Source organism: Pseudomonas sp. LBUM1669 (assembly GCF_059695705.1).
This window is the reverse complement of sequence record NZ_CP166784.1, coordinates 5,316,714-5,333,204: the sequence shown is the minus strand read 5'-3', so window position 1 is coordinate 5,333,204 and position 16,491 is coordinate 5,316,714. Positions and strand designations below refer to the sequence as shown.

The 16,491-nt window shown below is 59.8% G+C and carries 18 protein-coding genes, 1 pseudogene and 1 riboswitch; of the genes and pseudogenes, 8 read left to right on the top strand and 11 right to left on the bottom strand.

Features of this window, described 5'->3' with window-relative positions; translation table 11 throughout:
• Positions 1-4 precede the first annotated feature (4 nt).
• Positions 5-1,726, bottom strand: coding sequence for a C4-dicarboxylic acid transporter DauA (dauA, locus tag ACA051_RS24715; RefSeq protein WP_497372303.1), 1,722 nt, complete (start codon positions 1,724-1,726; stop codon positions 5-7).
• A 151-nt stretch (positions 1,727-1,877) separates the two neighbouring features.
• Between dauA and ACA051_RS24710 the strand changes: the two genes are divergently transcribed.
• A complete protein-coding gene (locus tag ACA051_RS24710) occupies positions 1,878-2,363 on the top strand; it encodes a hypothetical protein (protein WP_497372302.1) in 486 nt (161 codons plus the stop codon).
• 63 nt (positions 2,364-2,426) lie between these two features.
• On the top strand, positions 2,427-2,714 hold the full coding sequence (locus ACA051_RS24705; RefSeq protein WP_010458223.1) for a PA4642 family protein: 288 nt from the start codon (positions 2,427-2,429) through the stop codon (positions 2,712-2,714).
• Between the two features lie 96 nt (positions 2,715-2,810).
• Here ACA051_RS24705 and mqo read toward each other — a convergent pair whose 3' ends face one another.
• Together mqo and ACA051_RS24695 are read right to left on the bottom strand one after the other, a co-directional pair.
• Positions 2,811-4,319, bottom strand: coding sequence for a malate dehydrogenase (quinone) (mqo, locus tag ACA051_RS24700; protein WP_497372300.1), 1,509 nt, complete (start codon positions 4,317-4,319; stop codon positions 2,811-2,813).
• 739 nt (positions 4,320-5,058) lie between these two features.
• Positions 5,059-5,292 carry a hypothetical protein gene (locus ACA051_RS24695; RefSeq protein ID WP_497305382.1) on the bottom strand — a complete coding sequence of 78 codons (234 nt, stop codon included), beginning with the start codon at positions 5,290-5,292 and terminating at the stop codon, positions 5,059-5,061.
• A gap of 205 nt (positions 5,293-5,497) precedes the next feature.
• On the opposite strand from ACA051_RS24695, the gene ACA051_RS24690 reads away from it, so the two are divergent.
• A complete protein-coding gene (locus ACA051_RS24690) occupies positions 5,498-6,082 on the top strand; it encodes a YajG family lipoprotein (protein WP_109634763.1) in 585 nt (194 codons plus the stop codon).
• A 181-nt stretch (positions 6,083-6,263) separates the two neighbouring features.
• Here ACA051_RS24690 and ACA051_RS24685 read toward each other — a convergent pair whose 3' ends face one another.
• Positions 6,264-6,470: a hypothetical protein gene (locus ACA051_RS24685; RefSeq protein WP_010458215.1), complete on the bottom strand. Its 207-nt coding sequence runs from the start codon at positions 6,468-6,470 to the stop codon at positions 6,264-6,266.
• A 192-nt stretch (positions 6,471-6,662) separates the two neighbouring features.
• Here ACA051_RS24685 and ACA051_RS24680 point away from each other — a divergent pair, with 192 nt between their 5' ends.
• A complete protein-coding gene (locus ACA051_RS24680; protein ID WP_497305380.1) occupies positions 6,663-6,941 on the top strand; it encodes a hypothetical protein in 279 nt (92 codons plus the stop codon).
• Between the two features lie 89 nt (positions 6,942-7,030).
• Here ACA051_RS24680 and ACA051_RS24675 read toward each other — a convergent pair whose 3' ends face one another.
• Positions 7,031-8,197, bottom strand: a complete 1,167-nt coding sequence (locus ACA051_RS24675; RefSeq protein WP_497305378.1) for a 1-acyl-sn-glycerol-3-phosphate acyltransferase — start codon at positions 8,195-8,197, stop codon at positions 7,031-7,033.
• Positions 8,198-8,336: 139 nt separating this feature from the next.
• Here ACA051_RS24675 and ACA051_RS24670 point away from each other — a divergent pair, with 139 nt between their 5' ends.
• From ACA051_RS24670 to ACA051_RS24660, 3 genes are read left to right on the top strand one after another with little or no spacing between them, the layout of a single operon-like run.
• A complete protein-coding gene (locus ACA051_RS24670; protein ID WP_214378625.1) occupies positions 8,337-8,519 on the top strand; it encodes a CPXCG motif-containing cysteine-rich protein in 183 nt (60 codons plus the stop codon).
• Between the two features lie 9 nt (positions 8,520-8,528).
• Positions 8,529-8,789 (top strand): putative signal transducing protein, encoded by a 261-nt coding sequence (locus ACA051_RS24665; protein ID WP_010458208.1) that lies wholly within the window; start codon positions 8,529-8,531, stop codon positions 8,787-8,789.
• 35 nt (positions 8,790-8,824) lie between these two features.
• Entirely contained in the window at positions 8,825-9,448 is a 624-nt protein-coding gene (locus ACA051_RS24660) for an SOS response-associated peptidase (protein WP_497305376.1), read from the top strand.
• A gap of 142 nt (positions 9,449-9,590) precedes the next feature.
• On the opposite strand, the gene ACA051_RS24655 is transcribed toward ACA051_RS24660, so the two are convergent.
• Together ACA051_RS24655 and ACA051_RS24650 are read right to left on the bottom strand one after the other, a co-directional pair.
• On the bottom strand, positions 9,591-10,334 hold the full coding sequence (locus ACA051_RS24655; protein ID WP_370693218.1) for a methyl-accepting chemotaxis protein: 744 nt from the start codon (positions 10,332-10,334) through the stop codon (positions 9,591-9,593).
• Between the two features lie 111 nt (positions 10,335-10,445).
• A pseudogene (locus tag ACA051_RS24650) lies at positions 10,446-10,643 on the bottom strand (HAMP domain-containing protein); the annotation flags it as partial.
• A gap of 1,362 nt (positions 10,644-12,005) precedes the next feature.
• Here ACA051_RS24650 and ACA051_RS24645 point away from each other — a divergent pair.
• Complete coding sequence (locus ACA051_RS24645; RefSeq protein ID WP_497305375.1) at positions 12,006-12,824, top strand: M48 family metallopeptidase; 819 nt, start codon at positions 12,006-12,008, stop codon at positions 12,822-12,824.
• Between the two features lie 42 nt (positions 12,825-12,866).
• Here the strand turns inward: ACA051_RS24645 and ACA051_RS24640 are convergent, their stop codons facing one another.
• The 4 genes from ACA051_RS24640 to ACA051_RS24625 form a co-directional block, all read right to left on the bottom strand.
• Positions 12,867-13,355: a hypothetical protein gene (locus ACA051_RS24640; protein WP_497372298.1), complete on the bottom strand. Its 489-nt coding sequence runs from the start codon at positions 13,353-13,355 to the stop codon at positions 12,867-12,869.
• Positions 13,356-13,501: 146 nt separating this feature from the next.
• The gene (locus tag ACA051_RS24635; RefSeq protein ID WP_403107213.1) at positions 13,502-14,086 is read right to left on the bottom strand and encodes a TMEM165/GDT1 family protein; all 585 of its coding nucleotides are present in this window, start codon (positions 14,084-14,086) and stop codon (positions 13,502-13,504) included.
• Between the two features lie 91 nt (positions 14,087-14,177).
• Positions 14,178-14,302: riboswitch (yybP-ykoY riboswitch) on the bottom strand.
• Between the two features lie 40 nt (positions 14,303-14,342).
• On the bottom strand, positions 14,343-15,341 hold the full coding sequence (locus tag ACA051_RS24630; protein ID WP_497305373.1) for a methyltransferase: 999 nt from the start codon (positions 15,339-15,341) through the stop codon (positions 14,343-14,345).
• Between the two features lie 33 nt (positions 15,342-15,374).
• Entirely contained in the window at positions 15,375-16,340 is a 966-nt protein-coding gene (locus ACA051_RS24625; protein ID WP_497372296.1) for a 2-hydroxyacid dehydrogenase, read from the bottom strand.
• Between the last annotated feature and the right edge of the window lie 151 nt (positions 16,341-16,491).

The following is a 16,491-nucleotide window of genomic DNA, read 5'->3' as shown; positions in this document are numbered from 1 at the left end:
GCGCTCAATTTTCCCCGGCCAGCCAGCGTTCGCTTTTGCGACGCGCCTGTTCCAGGTTGTTCACGTAGGCCAACTGACGCTGTTCCCGATGGATGCCCGCGCGCCTGAGCTTCAGGCGCACCCTTGGAGCGGTCGCCACCAGAATCAGGCCGATGCCGTCCGTGCGGTAATCCCTCAGGATATTGTCGAAGGCCACCAGCGCTGTCATGTCCAGCATCGGCACGGCGCTCATCTCGACGATGACCACTTTGACCTCCGGGTTGAATTTGCGTAGCACCCCCAGGGCTTTTTCAGCAGCGCCGAAGAACAGCGGCCCGCGTATCGCATAGCAACGAACATGCTCCGGCATGTCCTGCAAGGCCTGATGGAAGGCGCGGGGCAGTTCGGCGGTGTCGGTGAGATCGCTCATGCGTTTGATAAATAACCCGGCGGCCAGCAGCAGGCCGACGGCGACGGCCATCACCATGTCGAACAACACCGTCAGGCTCAGGCAGGTCAGCAAGACCAGCACATCGCTGCGAGGCGCGATGCGCAAGGTATGGAACACGTGCCGGGCCTCGCTCATGCTCCACGCCACCATGATCAGCAAAGCGGCCAGTGCAGCCATCGGCAAGTAGCTGAAAAGCGGTGCGAGGACGAGTATTGCCAGCAGCACCACGGCGCTATGAATAATGGCGGCCAGTGGCGAAAAGGCTCCGCTGCGCACGTTGGTGGCACTTCGGGCAATGGCCGCCGTGGCGGTAATGCCACCGAACAACGGTGCGATCAGGTTGCCCAGGCCCTGGCCCAGCAGTTCTGCGTTGGGGTCGTGTTTGCTGCCGGTCATGCCATCCGCCACCACCGCACACAACAAGGATTCAATGGCGCCGAGCATGGCAATGGCGAACGCCGGCGCCAGTAACTGACGGATCAAATCGTAAGACAGGTGCAGCGGCTGGCCGTCGGGGCCGGGTAGATTCCAAGGCCAATCGAAGCTTGGCAGGAACGGCGGAATGCCGGGATGGCTGACGCCGTCGACCATATAGCTGAAACGCTCACCCAATGTCGCCACCGCCAGCCCGCCGTGCTCCAGCGCCAACCCCAGGAGCGCGCCGATGGTCAGCGCCACCAGATGCCCCGGAATCCTCGGCACCCACCGTGGCCAGACAATCAGAACGGCCAGGCAGGTGAGGCCGATGATCCCGTCCCCTAGCCGGGCGCTGGGCAACGCCAGAATCAATACGCCCAGCTGTTCGATGTAGTGTTCTGCCTGGCCGGCGGTGTTCAGGCCCAGCAAATCCTTCAATTGCAGGGTGGCAATGACAATGCCGATCCCGGCGGTAAAGCCCAGGGTGACCGGGTACGGAATGTACTGAATCAACCGCCCGGCTCGAATCAGCCCCATGGCAATGAGGATGACGCCGGCAAGCATGGTGCAAAGCAGCAGGCCGCCCAGGCCATATTGTTGGGTGATGGGCAGCAGAATGACTACGAACGCGGCGGTCGGCCCACTGACATTGAAACGCGAACCGCCTGTCAGGGCGATCAGGGGCGCAGCGATCAGTACCGTATACAACCCTTGCTGGGGCGGTACACCCACGGCAATCGCCAGGGCCATGGCCAACGGGATGGCGATAATCCCTACCGTCACCCCGGCACTGATGTCGCCGCGTAAGCGCCTGAGGGTGTAGCCGGCGCGCCAGGTCTGACGCCAGGCCGCAAACAACGGGGGGACGGAGAACGTCATGAACACTCCCTAGAAGACGAAGCACTGTTGAACGACGGCTGAAAGCTCGTCCAGCATGGCCAGCCTCGTACTGCGAAGTATTGACCTATATCGCCAATTCGCGCGGTTGATCCTCATGCTAGAGTGCCTGGCCTCGCCTTCGGAGCCCGTCATGAGCCTTTTGATCCGCAGCTGCGCCGCCCTGTTGCTGACCCTCAGCCTGCCTCTGGCGGCCGCCCCGGCGCCGATGCATGCGCAGTTCCTGCCGCCCGACGACCTGACCCTGCGTGACGCGGAGCCCGACCAGCAACAGCTGTTGCAGGTCACCGAATATTCGGTGGTGGTCGGCAGCCAGCGTCAGTCCAATCAACAGCCGATTCCGGTCACGTCGCCGGTGTTGATCCGTCTCAAGGGCAAATCCTTGAACAAGGGCGCGACCATCAACCAGGTGTTGGTCAACTTCGATGGCGAAAGCAAAAGCCTTAAAAAGCCGATCTACGACGAAAAAAGCAAAACCCTGACGCTGTTTTACCCGATGGCGCAGTACCGGGTGGTGATCGACCTGTTGCGCAATGACACGGTGTATTGCCAGTTCCTCAGCTACGCCAACGGCCATGTCTGGGCTGATCTGCACACGGGCGCTGTTCGTCCGCGTTGAGCCTTGTGCCCGGGCAGGGGTAAACTGCCCGCCCCGTGAAATGTCTGCGAGCTGGAGTCGGCAATGCGTAAAGATAAGAAGCAAGTGATTGGTGACGAGATCGGCGATGAGCAGATCAAGTTGTTTCTCGATTTCGAGCCGGTCGACGCCACTTCGCCGTCCCTGCACAAGCTGATCAAGGCCTACCGTGGCCTGCGCATCGATGATTTCGAGCGTTTTCTGACGTTCTTCGTCGCAGCCGGTCTGGACCTGGATGGCAAGGATGAGCACGGCAATGACTTCGTCGCCCTGATCAAGGATCAGCGCAATGCCGCCGAGTACATCGAGTTGATCGCCAAGGCGCGCGGCTGATCCTTTCTGGGAGGAACTCGCCACAAAGATGATTTCAGCGCCCTAAAAAAAACGCCCCGCTCTCACTGAGAACGGGGCGTTTTTTATGGGACCGAATCAAGCGTAGCTTTCGGTCTCGCTACTGGCTTCAACCAGTTCCAGCGCGACGTTGTTGTGCGCATTGATCTTGCGATACAGCGCAGCGTCGGTCTCCAGAACCTTTTCCCGAGCCGGGAAGATTTCCGCCAGTTTGGCAGACCATTCACCAGAGGCTTTGTTCGGGAAGCATTTTTCGATCAGCTCAAGCATGATCGAAACGGTCACCGAGGCACCTGGCGACGCGCCGAGCAGGGCGGCAAGGGAACCGTCCTTGGCCGCGACCAGTTCGGTACCGAACTGCAGAACGCCGCCCTTTTTCGGATCCTTCTTGATGATCTGCACCCGTTGGCCGGCCACTTCCAGGCGCCAGTCTTCGGCTTTCGCCTCAGGGTAGAAGCGACGCAGGGAATCCAGGCGCTGCTCCATCGACTGCATCACTTCGCTGACCAGGTACTTGGTCAGGTCCATGTTGTTTTTCGCCACGGCCAGCATCGGGCCGATGTTGCCGGCGCGAACCGACATCGGCAGGTCCATGAAGGAGCCATGCTTGAGGAACTTGGTGGTGAAACCGGCGTAAGGTCCGAACAGCAGGGACTTCTTGCCATCGACCACGCGGGTGTCCAGGTGCGGCACCGACATCGGTGGCGAACCCACCGCTGCCTGGCTGTAGACCTTGGCCTGGTGATGCTTGACCACTTCCGGGTTGTCGCAACGCAGCCACTGGCCGCTGATCGGGAAGCCGCCGAAGCCTTTGCTTTCCTCGATGCCCGACGCCTGCAACAGCGGCAGTGCCGCGCCGCCAGCGCCGAGGAAGACGAACCTGGCGTCGACTTCACGGGAGTTACCGCTGTTGACGTCCTTGATGCTGACGGTCCAGCCGCTGCCATTACGCTTGAGGCCAGTCACGCGCTTGCAGTACTTGACCTGGGCATCGGGTGCGCTGGTCAGGTGCTTGAGCAATTGATTGGTCAGGGCGCCGAAATTGACGTCGGTGCCGTTCATCACGCGGGTGGCGGCGACGACTTCGTCGGCTGGCCGGCCCGGCATCATCAACGGCATCCACTCGGCCATGGTGGCCTTGTCTTCGGTGTATTCCATGTCCGAGAAGGCGTGGTGCTTGCTCAGGGTCTTGAAGCGTTCCTTGAGGAAGGAAACGCCATCATTGCCCTGCACGAAGCTCAGGTGCGGCACCGGGCTGATGAACGTCTTGCAGGAGCCGAACGTGCCTTTTTTGGTCAGGTAGGACCAGAACTGCTTCGACACTTCAAACTGAGTGTTGATGTGCACGGCTTTCTTGATGTCGACGCTGCCGTCGGCGGCCTGCGGGGTGTAATTGAGCTCACACAGCCCGGCGTGACCGGTACCGGCGTTGTTCCACGGATTCGAACTCTCCGCGGCACCGGAATCCATCAGCTCGACGACTTCCAGCTTGATCGCGGGGTCGAGTTCTTTGAGCAGTACGGCAAGGGTGGCACTCATGATGCCGGCCCCAACCAGTACTACATCGACTGTTTCGTTATGCGCCATTTAACGCGTCTCCAAAATCTGCAGCACCAAATTGTCGGCATGGCTGCCAAGCGTTCCGGGGCGTGTCAGTGATGCCCCAAGTACCCATGGCCAGTGTCGCCATGTCCGAATCTTCGCAATTTTTCGCAACTTCGACGGATGCATGCGGCCGGGACAAAAGAGTTACATGAACTCATCTCTGCGCGCGGCTGGCAATTCGACTTATGGTCGAGACATCCGTTTGTGCAACCAAATCCGTAGCGGACAGGCTTCAGGCTCCGGTGTTCGAGGAGCACTCGGTCCTGTGTCGTTGGGCTGTTTCAGACGCTAATGGTGCATGTTCAGACGCAAAACTATTCATTTGCTCGCCACACTCTTGTGAAGTTGTGAAAACCCGTTTTTTTCACGCTCTTTTGAAGACGTGAACCTCAAAAAAGGGCTGTCCCAGCCTGGCACCGTGCCCGGATGGATTGCCGCCATGGGGTACATGACAGGCAAAACGGGCAAACAGCTCAGTGACCGAGCGTAATGACAGCTCTGCAGATTCGCGAAAAGTGGGGTTTTTGCTCAAGGAACAGCAAGCGCGCCAGCTTCACTCGATCTGTGTGGGCGGCTCTCTGTGGGCGGTGCGGGGTGCCAATACCGAAGCATTGACGATGCTGCGAGGCCCGATCAGGAGACGTCCTTATAATCGGGGGGAGATTGTATCTAAGAAACGCAGGGAAATGGACGTGTTTAATGACTTTAATTAGGCGTCTGGTCAGGTGGTCAACAGATGTTGCACCCGTGCACGTGGCTGGCGCTGGTTGACACGGGCGCTCGGGGGCAGCGGATGGTGCAGCCAGTTGAGGCGGATTTCTTCGATTTCGACCCAGCCATCGCCCATCGGCTGGAGGCTGCACTGCTTGAACGCCTGGCAATGGCCATTGCGGTCGAGCAGGGCAAAGCTGCGGTGCAGCGGGCGTGGAGCGAACAGCGAGATGAGATAACGCATGGCGAAGTACCTTGTGGGTGACCTACTGAGAAGATTGCCAGCGAGCCGTGACGTGCAAGTGTATGGGCGGTGACAGATGTGTGACAGGAACCGGTTTCCCAAGGGTTTGTCAGACATTTCAGTATTCACTGTGAGGTGCTAGTTACCCGCAGTGGCCCACCGCTATACTGCGGGCCTGTTTGTGCCTGATTCTGGAGAGAAGAGCATGTTGCAACGCCTGTTGTTCGGTTTGATCACTGTGACCAGTTTGACCCTCGTCGGCTGCGCCCACAGCCCGCAACAACTGAACCCTGAACCCAAGCTGACGACTCAGCTGGCGCCGGTCGGCCGTGGTCAGCCGGTGGTGGTGCGTGTGGTGGACGGTCGTCCGTCGCCAACCCTGGGCACCCGTGGTGGCTTGTACCCCGAGACCAGCGCGATCACCGTGCAGGGCGCGCAGATCCTGCCGAAGTTGCAGGCTCAGGCCGAGGCCGCCGTGCGGTTGCTGGGCTTCACCCCGACGTCGAATGCGCTGAATGCTCCGCAGTTGACCGTGACCCTGGCCGAGCTGAAGTATCAGTCGCCTAAAGAGGGCATGTACGTGACTGAAGCGACCATCGGCGCAACCTTCCGCTCGGATGTGCAGAACGCCAACCGTCGCTACAGCGGCCGTTACGGCGCATCCCTGGACCAGCGTTTCGGCATGGCGCCAAATCAGGAAACCAACACCAAGTTGGTCAGTGATGTCTTGAGCGATGCGTTGACGCGTCTGTTCAAGGACCCGACGATTGGTCAGATTCTCAGCGAGTAACCTTCGCGAGATTCAAAAAAAGCCCGGAGCCAGCAATGGCCCCGGGCTTTTTCATGCCTGCTGATTACCGATCACCTGTAGGAGCGAGGCTTGCCCGCGAACGCGTTGTGTCAGGCAACATCACCGTTGGATGTTCCGCCGTCTTCGCGGGCAAGCCTCGCTCCTACAGGGGCTGGTGGGGTCAGGCAGCTTGGGAGTAGAAATCCAGCACACTCACGCCCGTCAGCAAATCCGTCTCCGGCAAATCCGCATGTTGATGCCCACCCAATGCGCAATAAACCAGCCAGTGGCGGTCCTGAACGTTAAAGGCGAGGCTTCCCACGAGATTTTGTTGTTCGTCACTCTGGGCGATGAGGTAGAGGCGGTCCTGGTTTTCGGCGTGCAGCATGACGGTTTCCGTGTCGGTTTCGAGGGCCGCCAGACTGGCGTATTCAGATGACGGAGCCGTGACACAGGGCAGCATTTGGTCAGATGGTTCGTTATTTGTCGGAAAGGCAGGGCAGGGGGGCAGGCTTTCGGTAGAATCCGCGCCGCAGTCGCCGGTTCGGCGTCTGCCACACCTGTTTTGCCGAGGTCCGTGATGTCGTTGCATTTGATTTCGCTGTTCACCCAGCATCCCGCCAAGTTGATCAACCTGCTGGCCTTGCTGTTGGCCTTTCCGGGCAGTTGGCTGCTGCATGCCACTCGGCGCCGTGAACAACGCGCCATGGCCAGCCTGGTCGCCCAGCGTCAAAGCCGCCCGAACGAAGAGCCCATCCTGGATTGGGCCACCTTGCGCATGAACCGGTTCTTCTACCGCTTTGGCTTCGCCTGCCTGGGGCTGGCGTTGCTGGTGTCGTGGATCAGCACGCGCTTCTGAATCTCCAGCGCAGACCCCTGTGGCGAGGGGGCTTTGTGGCGAGGGGATAAATCCCCTCGCCACAGGGCGCCGTGTTGTATCCAGCCCAATTACAGCGGCAAACCAGCCTTGACCCGGTACTGATTACGCACCGGCGTTGCATATTGCAGAACCAGATACGGACGATGTTCCTCAGGGCAAGCCTCCAGACGACGTTGCCATTCTTCCTGGGCCTGGGCCAGTTCGTCGGCCGCAAACACCTCGGCGGCCTTCGGCACCTGCAATTGCGGATCGGTGTCTTTCCACTGGGCGTAAGCCAGGTAATGCACCGGGAATAACCGGTAGCCGCCGAGGATCTGCCGGTCCATCTCGATCGCCAACTGCTTGGTGTCGTCGAACAGCTCGGTGATCGGCGCGGCGAAGTTTACGTGCACCCGGCCCTTGTAGCCGGTGATGCCCTTGGCAATGCTGACGTCGTCCTCGCCCGGGACTTTGGAGTAGCTGCCGCTGGTGGCGCGGATGAACAGCTCGCGAGCCTTGGCCTGGTCGCACGGGTCGTATTCGTAGCTGATCGAGACGGGGCTGACGTTAAGCGAGCGGATGACTTCGCCGAACGGCTCGTCCTTGCGGCTCATGTGGAACATCTTCAGGATCGCCGACTCGGTGCGGTCGTCGCCGTCCTTGGCCCGGCCTTCGGCCTGGGCGATCCAGATGGAGGCGCAATCGTTGCGGATCGAGTGGTTGATGTAGGCCGACAGCAGCTGATACGCCGCCATCTTCTCGCGACGCCCGGAGATCGAACGGTGCACGATGAAGCTCTTGTTCAGGCGCATCAAATCGCTGACGAAGGGCTTTTGCAGCAGGTTGTCGCCGATCGCGATACGCGGTGTCGGCAGGCCAGCGTGGTACACGGCGTAATTGACGAAGGCCGGGTCCATCACAATGTCACGGTGGTTGGCGATGAACAGGTAGGCGCTGCCGGACTTGAACTGCTCGACGCCGGTGTACGTCACACCGTCCGTGGCCCGTTCAATGGTGTGGTCGACATACATCTCGACTTTATCCTGCAGCGTGGCTACCGAGGTGACGCCGGCGAACTCACGGCGCAGCCGATGAGCTATAAGAGGTTTGAGCGCCCAGCCAAAGGCACCGGCAAAGCGCGGGAAGCGGAAGTGGATGAGGATATCTAGAAACGCCTTGTCGCCGAGCAGTCGGTCCAGCACCGCAGGGACTTCGCTGTCATTGTAAGGTCGGATGGCATCGAATTCGCCCATCATGCTCTCTTGTTAGAAACGGCTAGGGTAAGTAAAGGTTTTGATCGAAAACCAACGGGGCACGGTCTGAAAAGGTAGCCAGACAAAAATAGCCCTGCAAATAGACCGGCGATTATACGCACAAGTCACCTGGGAGACCGCGATGCTGGAAACTGCGCAGTATGAATGTCCGTATTGTGGTGAAGAGGTCGAGACGACGGTGGACCTGTCCGGGGGCGATCAGACCTATATCGAGGACTGTCAGGTGTGCTGTCGGCCGATAACGTTTGTGTTGCAGGTTGACGGAGAGGAATGGCACCTCGAAGTGTTCAGCGAAAATGAGTAAGGGGCGTCTATGCAGCGAATCTACGAGCCGGAAAACTTGATGGAAGGTGAGTTGCTGCAAGGCATGCTGGCCAGCGAGGGCATCGAGGCGCATCTGGTGGGCCGCGATTTAATCGGCGGGACCGGTGAACTGCCAATCTATGGCCTGCTGGGCTTGTCGGTGGATAACGACCAGGCCGAATATGCCCGCGAGCTGATCACCGCGTACAATGCCGCGCTGCCACTGCCGGGTGATGAACCGGACAGTTTTCCCGGCACGCTGGTCTGTTAGGCTGGCGTTCGTTTTATTGAGAGTCGTGTTGCCCCATGTGCGGACGTTATGCCCTGTTTCGCTGGAACCCCGCCTTCGCGGCCCTGCCTGGCTTCCCCGCCGATCAGCAGGCCCAGTGGAATATTTCTCCCAACGATTCGGTGCTGATGCTGCGTGCCGGCACAGACGCCCAGCGTGAGTTGGCGCGGGCGCGTTGGGGTTTGACGCCGCCGTGGCTGACCGATCTTTCCCGCACCCCGGCCCATGCCCGGGCCGAAACCGTTGCCGAACAACCGATGTTTCGCCAGGCCTTGCGCGAACGCCGTTGCCTGCTGCCGGCCAACGGTTTTTACGAATGGCGTGGCACGACCCGCAAGCGCCCGTATTGGCTGACGCCGGGGGAAGGCTCGACCTTGTTTTTTGCGGCGATCTGGGAAGCGTATCCGGTGCAGGAGCAGGTGTGGCTGAGCACGGCAGTGATCACGCAACCGGCGGCGAGTCAGCGTCGGCCGTTGATTCTGGATGAGGCAGGGCAGCAAGCATGGCTCGATCCCGAGACGCCGCTGCATGTATTGCAAGGGTTGCTGGCCAGTGAGCCCGCGGCGTTGCGCGAGCGGGTGTTGGCGAATCTGGTGAATGATCCGAAGCTCAATGGGCCGGAGTGTTTGACCCCGGGCTGACTCGGCGCTTGCGCTGACGCCATCGCGAGCAGGCTCACTCCCACATTTGGATCTCCAGTGAACACATTATTTATGAACAACAGAGATCCACTGTAGGAGTGAGCCTGCTCGCGATAAGGTCCGCAGGACCTTCCGGCGATTCCTAAACCTTGAACTGATTGATCAACCGCCGCTGCTGCTCAGCAAGCTTGGTCAAATCCGCACTGGCCGCGCTCGATTCATCCGCCCCGCCCGCCACTTCATTGGCCACTTGCCCGATGTTGATCACGTTCCGGTTGATGTCATCCGCCACCGCGCTCTGCTCTTCGGCCGCACTGGCAATCTGCGTGTTCATGTCATTGATCACCGACACCGCCTGAGTAATGGTCTCCAGGGCCTCGGCCGCTTTCGCTGCATGTTGCACGCTTTCGTCCGTACGGTTCTGGCTGTCCTCCATCACCCGCACCACATCGCGGGTGCCTTGTTGCAGCTGTTGGATCATGGTCTGGATTTCTTCCGTGGCCTTCTGGGTTTTCTGCGCCAGGTTGCGCACTTCATCGGCCACGACTGCAAAACCGCGGCCCTGTTCGCCCGCGCGGGCCGCTTCAATTGCCGCGTTCAAGGCCAGCAAGTTGGTCTGCTCGGCGATCCCGCGAATGGCGGTCAGGATCGCGTTGATGTTCTCGCTGTCCTTGGCCAGGGTCTGCACCACGCCGACAGCCTTGCCGATTTCAATTGCCAGGACGCCAATCGAATTCGACGTGTCGCGCACGATCTGCATGCCCTGGGCCGCTGCCTGATCGGCATGGCTGGCGGCTTGTGCGGCTTGGGTCGCGTTGCGTGCCACGTCCTGGGCGGTGGCGGTCATTTCATGCACCGCCGTGGCCACTTGATCGATCTCGGCCATTTGCTTTTGCACACCGATGTTGGTGCGGATGGCGATATCGGCGGTGTGTTCCGAAGAATCGCTGACGCTCTGCACCGAGGTCACGACCTGGGTGATCATCGCCTGTAGCTTGGCCAGGAACGTGTTGAAGCCTTTGGCAATCGAGCCCAGTTCATCAGCGCGGTCGCTGGTCAGGCGGCGCGTGAGGTCGCCTTCGCCTTTGGCGATATCGTCGAGCATCGCCACCATTTGCTTGAGCGGGCGGGCGATGCCGTGGCCCACCAGCCAGATCACCAGCAAGCCGATACCGGCGATCAACAAACCCACCATGGCCATGCCGAAGGTGTCGGATTTGCGTTGAACGTCCAGGTCGCCCTGCAGTTTTTGCAGGTCGGCCATCACGGCGTTCAGCGGCAGTTGCAGCATGAGGGTCCAGCGCGCATCGGTCTGGCCGATGCCGAAGGGCAGGTACAACTCGATCCGGCCCTGGGCCTTGTCGACGGTGTAGGTCACTTCGCCGCGCTTGAGGATGGCCATGTTGGCGATCTGCTTGCTGTCGAGGATGTCGCTGACCTTCTCGCCGAATTTGCTCGGGTCCTTGGTGTAGGCAACGATCCGGCCGTTACCGCCGATCAGCGCCATTTCCCCTGCGCCGCTGTACAGTTTCTGATTCGCCCCCAGCAACATTTCCTGGATGAAGTTCACCGACAGGTCGGCGCCGACGATGCCCTGGAAGGCTCCGTTGAGCATGATCGGTTCAATAAACGAGGCGAGCATGACGATCTTGTCGCCGACCTTGTAGGGCGCCGGATCGATCACGCAGGATTTTTTTGTTTCCTTCGAGCACAGGTAGTACTCGCTGGCGCGCACTCCGGTGGACAGGGTTTTCTGGTCGTCGACGTCCACCAGTTTGTCCAGGCCCAGGGTGCCGTCCTCGTTGCGGAACCACCACGGCAGGAAGCGCCCGTTGCTGGCGTCGATGCCGACCACCTTGGTGTCGACGTAGGCCGCATCGTTGTGGTCGAGCGCGTCTTTTTCCCAGCCTATATAGGTGCCGAGAATTTTCGGGTTCTTGACCACGTTTTCCTTGATCAGGCTGATCAACTGCTCCCGGCTCAGGCTCAAGGTCGGCTGACCATCGGCGCCCGGCGTACCGATCAGCGCGTTGACCCGCACCAGGCCGCCGGCGATCAGTAGCGGCGCTTCGAGTTCGCGCTGGATCTGGCTGACCTGGGTTTGCGCCAGAGAGGTCAGGCGCTGCTCGATGACTTGCTCGAATTGCGCCTGGGTCCGCTCCTGGACCATGTCTTGCGTCCGGGCGCCGGAAAACAGTGCGTACAGCACCAGCGCGGCGACTACGCTAAGAACGATGGCGCCGGCGAGGGCCGCCACGGAAAACTGGATCGACTTGAATTTCATGGGTGCTCCGCACGCAAGAGAACGTCTGCGGTGGTGTATCGGCAGAGGGGCGGAGGGCCATGAGCGGAGTTGGGCGATATGGCTGTTTTGGAGCGTTGGATGTCGCAAATGGATCATTGCGGGCCGGTGTCGGCCATGGCGGGCGTCGTTATGTGAATTTTTTCCTACGGCAATGAGAGCTTTATCTGAAATGAGCGTCTACACGTCAGTTGTATCTGGTGTGGATACAGTTCCCCGCCTAGGATACGCACCATGTTTTCAGGGAGTTTTTTGATGAACAAGACATTGGTTGTGTGTGCGCTGAGCGCAGGTTTGCTGCTGGCCGGTTGTCAGTCGGTCAATACCACCAGCGGTGGGGCCGTGGGCGTTGAGCGTAAGCAGTACATGTTCAGCATGTTGTCCACCGACGAAGTCAACCAGATGTACGCCCAGTCTTACCAAAAGACTGTTGGAGAGGCGAGCACCAAAGGCGTGCTGGACAAGACCAGTAACGACGCCAAACGCGTCCAGCTGATTGCCGATCGGCTGATTGCCCAGGCGCCCGTTTTCCGTCCGGATTCGGCCCAGTGGAAATGGGAAGTCAACCTGATCAAGAGCGACGAGCTCAACGCCAACTGCGGGCCTGGCGGCAAGATCATTTTCTACACGGGGTTGATCGACAAACTGCAACTCACCGACGATGAAATCGCCGCGATCATGGGCCATGAAATCGCCCATGCCCTGCGCGAGCACGGTCGTGAAGCGATGTCCAAGGCATACGGCGTGGAGATGGCCAAGCAGGGCGCAGGTGCGTTGCTCGGCCTTGGGCAGGACAGCCTCGCCCTGGCGGACACCGTGGCGAAATACGGCATGACCTTGCCCAACAGTCGTGGCAATGAAAACGAGGCGGACCTGATCGGCCTCGAACTGGCGGCCCGTGCCGGTTACAACCCGAATGCCGCGATCACCCTGTGGAACAAGATGAGCAAGGCCTCGGAAGGCGCGCCCCCCGAGTTCTTGAGCACTCACCCGGCTTCTTCCAGCCGGATTGCTTCGTTGCAGGCGGCGATTCCCAAGGTGATGCCGTTGTACGAGAAAGCGCCGAGATCCTGATGAAGAAAGGCGCTCTTGTTGGACAGGAGCGCCTTTATTTACTTACTTGTCTGACTTCGTGAAGTGATCCTTCATCCGGGCATTCACGTCACGCATTAAATAATCAATGAATATGTAATTGCCGTTCGGGTTGTAATCATATTTTTCCCCGAATACGGCAAAGAATTCGCACTCAAACTCGAAATACTTCGAGTCCTTCTTTTCGAAGGTAATCCTGAATGGATTCCCTGCACCATCCGAAATGGTGAAGTGAGACGCCACGCCTTTTGGAGGAAAAGTCCAGTAATAGCTTTCTGATGAATCACTGCCGTACTCGTTGGAGGTGGACATGTAGCCTCCGTCGTTCTGAAAAAGTAATTCAGCTCTCTCAATGGACTCCAATTCTTTCAGACCATTTTCAGTTCGGCCACTTAAGCGAATACGCACGCGTTTTGGATTAATTGGATCCACTGTGGCCGTATAGACACATGCGTCGCTGTAGGGCGTGTAGGGAATAATTACACCTTCGAGTTCAGGCTTTGGGGTGTTCATGGCTACGATCCTTGTGTTCGGAGCGAGATCAGGGAGCCATGAATATAAGTCTCGTGTTTGATTGCCAATAGCTGTCAACTCTGACAGCTATTGGCGATGGACTTTTGATAGCGGGTATCTATAAGTTGGAGCCGGGAGCTATCAGATCAAACCCACCCACTGCTCTGCATCGCCTTGTACACCGCCACAATCGCCAGGACAAAGAACGCCGAAGCCGCCAGGCGACGGATCAGGGTGAGCGGCAATTTGTCCGCGGCAAAGTTACCGGCCAACACCACCGGCACGTTGGCAATCAGCATCCCGGCGGTGGTGCCGATGATCACCAGCCACAAATCCGGGTATTGCGCGGCGAGCATCACCGTGGCGACCTGGGTTTTGTCGCCCATTTCCGCCAGGAAAAACGCAATCAGCGTGGTCAGGAACGGCCCGAACTTGCGGGCGGTGCTGGCTTCATCGTCGTCCATCTTGTCCGGCACCAGGGTCCACAGTGCGGTCGCGGCGAAGCTCGCCGCCAGGATCCAGTGCAACACCGCATCCGAGAAGAAACTGCCGAACCAGGCACCTACCGCGCCGGCTGCCGCGTGGTTGGCCAGGGTCGCGGCGACGATGCCGGCGATGATCGGCCAGGGTTTGCGAAAGCGAGCAGCGAGAATAAGCGCGAGCAGTTGCGTCTTGTCGCCGATTTCGGCCAAGGCAACGATTGCTGTGGGAACGAGCAGAGAGTCCAACATCATCAGGGTTTTCCTAAGGGGCGGGTCGACACGGCTATGACACGTACAGCCTTCCCGCCCCGGGTAAGGTGTTCGTGTCATAGGTCTTGTCAAACCCTGCGATCCGTCTGATGCGGACGCTTGGGTCGCATACGCCATGGTCTGTTGACCAAGTATGTTGACGTATGCCGGACGAGCATGGCGCTCGTGGGAGACTACTCCCCTAGGACGGAGCGGATTCTGCCTAGGCGAAACCCGTTAGGCAAGCACTTATTTGTCAGCCTCTTTTGGCCCGATAAATTCTGAAACCCTGTCCCTCGGCCTTGATCGCACACACGCCCAAGTGCTCTTCGATCAGCGGCTGGTACTTCAGGAAGCTGTTGGCGACCAGTCGCAGTTCGCCGCCGTTTTTCAGATGTTTGGCTGCTTTTCGTAGCAAGTTTTCGGTGGCGAAGTAGTCCGTGTGGACGCCGACATGGAACGGAGGATTGCTCAGAATTGCACTTAAACCCATCGGTGCCGCGTCGATACCGTCACCGGTAATCACGTCGGCTTCAAGGCCATTGGCAGCCAGCGTCAAACGACTGCTGGCGGCAGCGAATGCGTCGACGTCGAGCAATGTCACCTGATTGTGCGGATAACGACGCTTCACCGCAGCGCCCAACACACCGGCACCGCAACCGAAGTCGAGCAAGTGGCCGCTCGGCAACTTGTCCAGATGTTCCAGCAGCAGCGCGCTACCGCGATCCAGCCGACCGTGGCTGAACACGCCCGGCAGGCTGATGACTTTCAGCGGACCTTCGGCCAGCGGCAATTCATAGGTCTGGGCCAGGCTTTCCAGCGACTTGGCTGCTGGCGCGTTGGCCACGGTGACCAGCCAGAGCTGGCAATGCCGCGCGCTGTCGAGCTTGCGTGGCTTGCCGAACGGGTTCAGTTGCTTGGCTGCGCCTTCGATGCCGCTGCGTTTTTCACCCACCAGGTACAACTCGCGACCGGCCAGGCGCGAGGCGAGGGCGTTGAGGATGTAGTCGGTCAGGTCCTTGGACTTGGGCAAAAACACCACCGCGGTCTCGAACTCAGGCTCAGGTGCGTTCACGCCAAAATGGCTGCGCTCGGGGAAGCGTGCCTCCAGCGCCGCTTGATCGCCGGCATGCCAGCACCAGCCATGGGCGTCGGGCAGACGGCCCAGCAAGTCATCGGCGGGCAAACCGGCCAGCAGCACCGAACCCTGGAATAACTCGGCCTGACGAAGCAGTACTTCACTGCGCGGATCCATAACTGCTCCTGTGAAAAAAAGTGCCGCAGTCTATCAACTGACAACCCGCAGCGCTTTACCGCTGAAGAAGCCCTGCGCGTTTTCAGTCAATTGACCGACGATCCGCTGCCGCGCCTCGCGACTGCCCCAGGCGTTGTGCGGCGTGACGATCAGCCGTGGAATGTCGTGGGCCAGCAAGGGATTGCCAGCGGTCGGTGGCTCGACGCTCAGCACATCGGTGGCCGCGCCGCCCAGATGACCCTTGCGCAACGCATCGGCCAGCGCCTGTTCATCGATCAAGCCACCGCGTGCGGTGTTGACCACGAAAGCGCCGGGTTTCATCGAGGCCAGCTCTCGGGCACCGATGAAGTGGCGGGTGTGTTCGTTGAGTGGGCAGTGCAGGGTCAGCGCGTCGATTTGCGGCAGCAGTTCATACAGCGGCAAGCGATCCGGCCGGTCAGGGCGCCCGGGAATCTGACCCAACAGCACGCGCATGCCGAACGCTTCGGCCAGCCGCGCGACCGCGCCACCCAGTTCGCCATGGCCGAGCAGACCGAGGGTTTTGCCCTCGAGTTCGACAATCGGGTAATCCAGCAGGCAGAACTGTTTCGCTTGCTGCCAGTGGCCTTCACCGACGGCTTTCTGATAGTCCGCCAGACGCGTGGCCAGGTTGAGCAGCAACATGATCGTGTGCTGTGCCACCGACGGCGTGCCGTAGCCCTGGCAGTTGCAGACCGTGATTCCGTGGGCGCGAGCGGCCGCGAGGTCGACGTTGTTGGTGCCGGTAGCGGTGATCAGGATCAGCTTCAGATCAGGGCTGGCGGCGATGGCGTTGGCGTCGACCGGGATCTTGTTGCTGATGGCCACGGTGGCGCCCTTGAGGCGTTCGATCACCTGCTCCGGCGTGGTTTGTGCGAACAGCTGCAAGTCGTCAAAGCAGTCGCGCAACGGGCTGAGATCGAGGTCGCCCAGGTCCAGCGAAGGGTGGTCGAGAAAAACGGCGCGGCGAGAGTTCGTCATCAACTGTACCTTTTGTGCAGTGAACTGAAGGCGTAATCTGCCGAGCCTACCAGATGAAACAAATGGTTACCCATTGCCAGGTCGGACGCTGAACCTGTGGGAGCGGGCTTGCTCGCGAAGAGGGCGTGTCAGTCGACATCTTTATTACCTG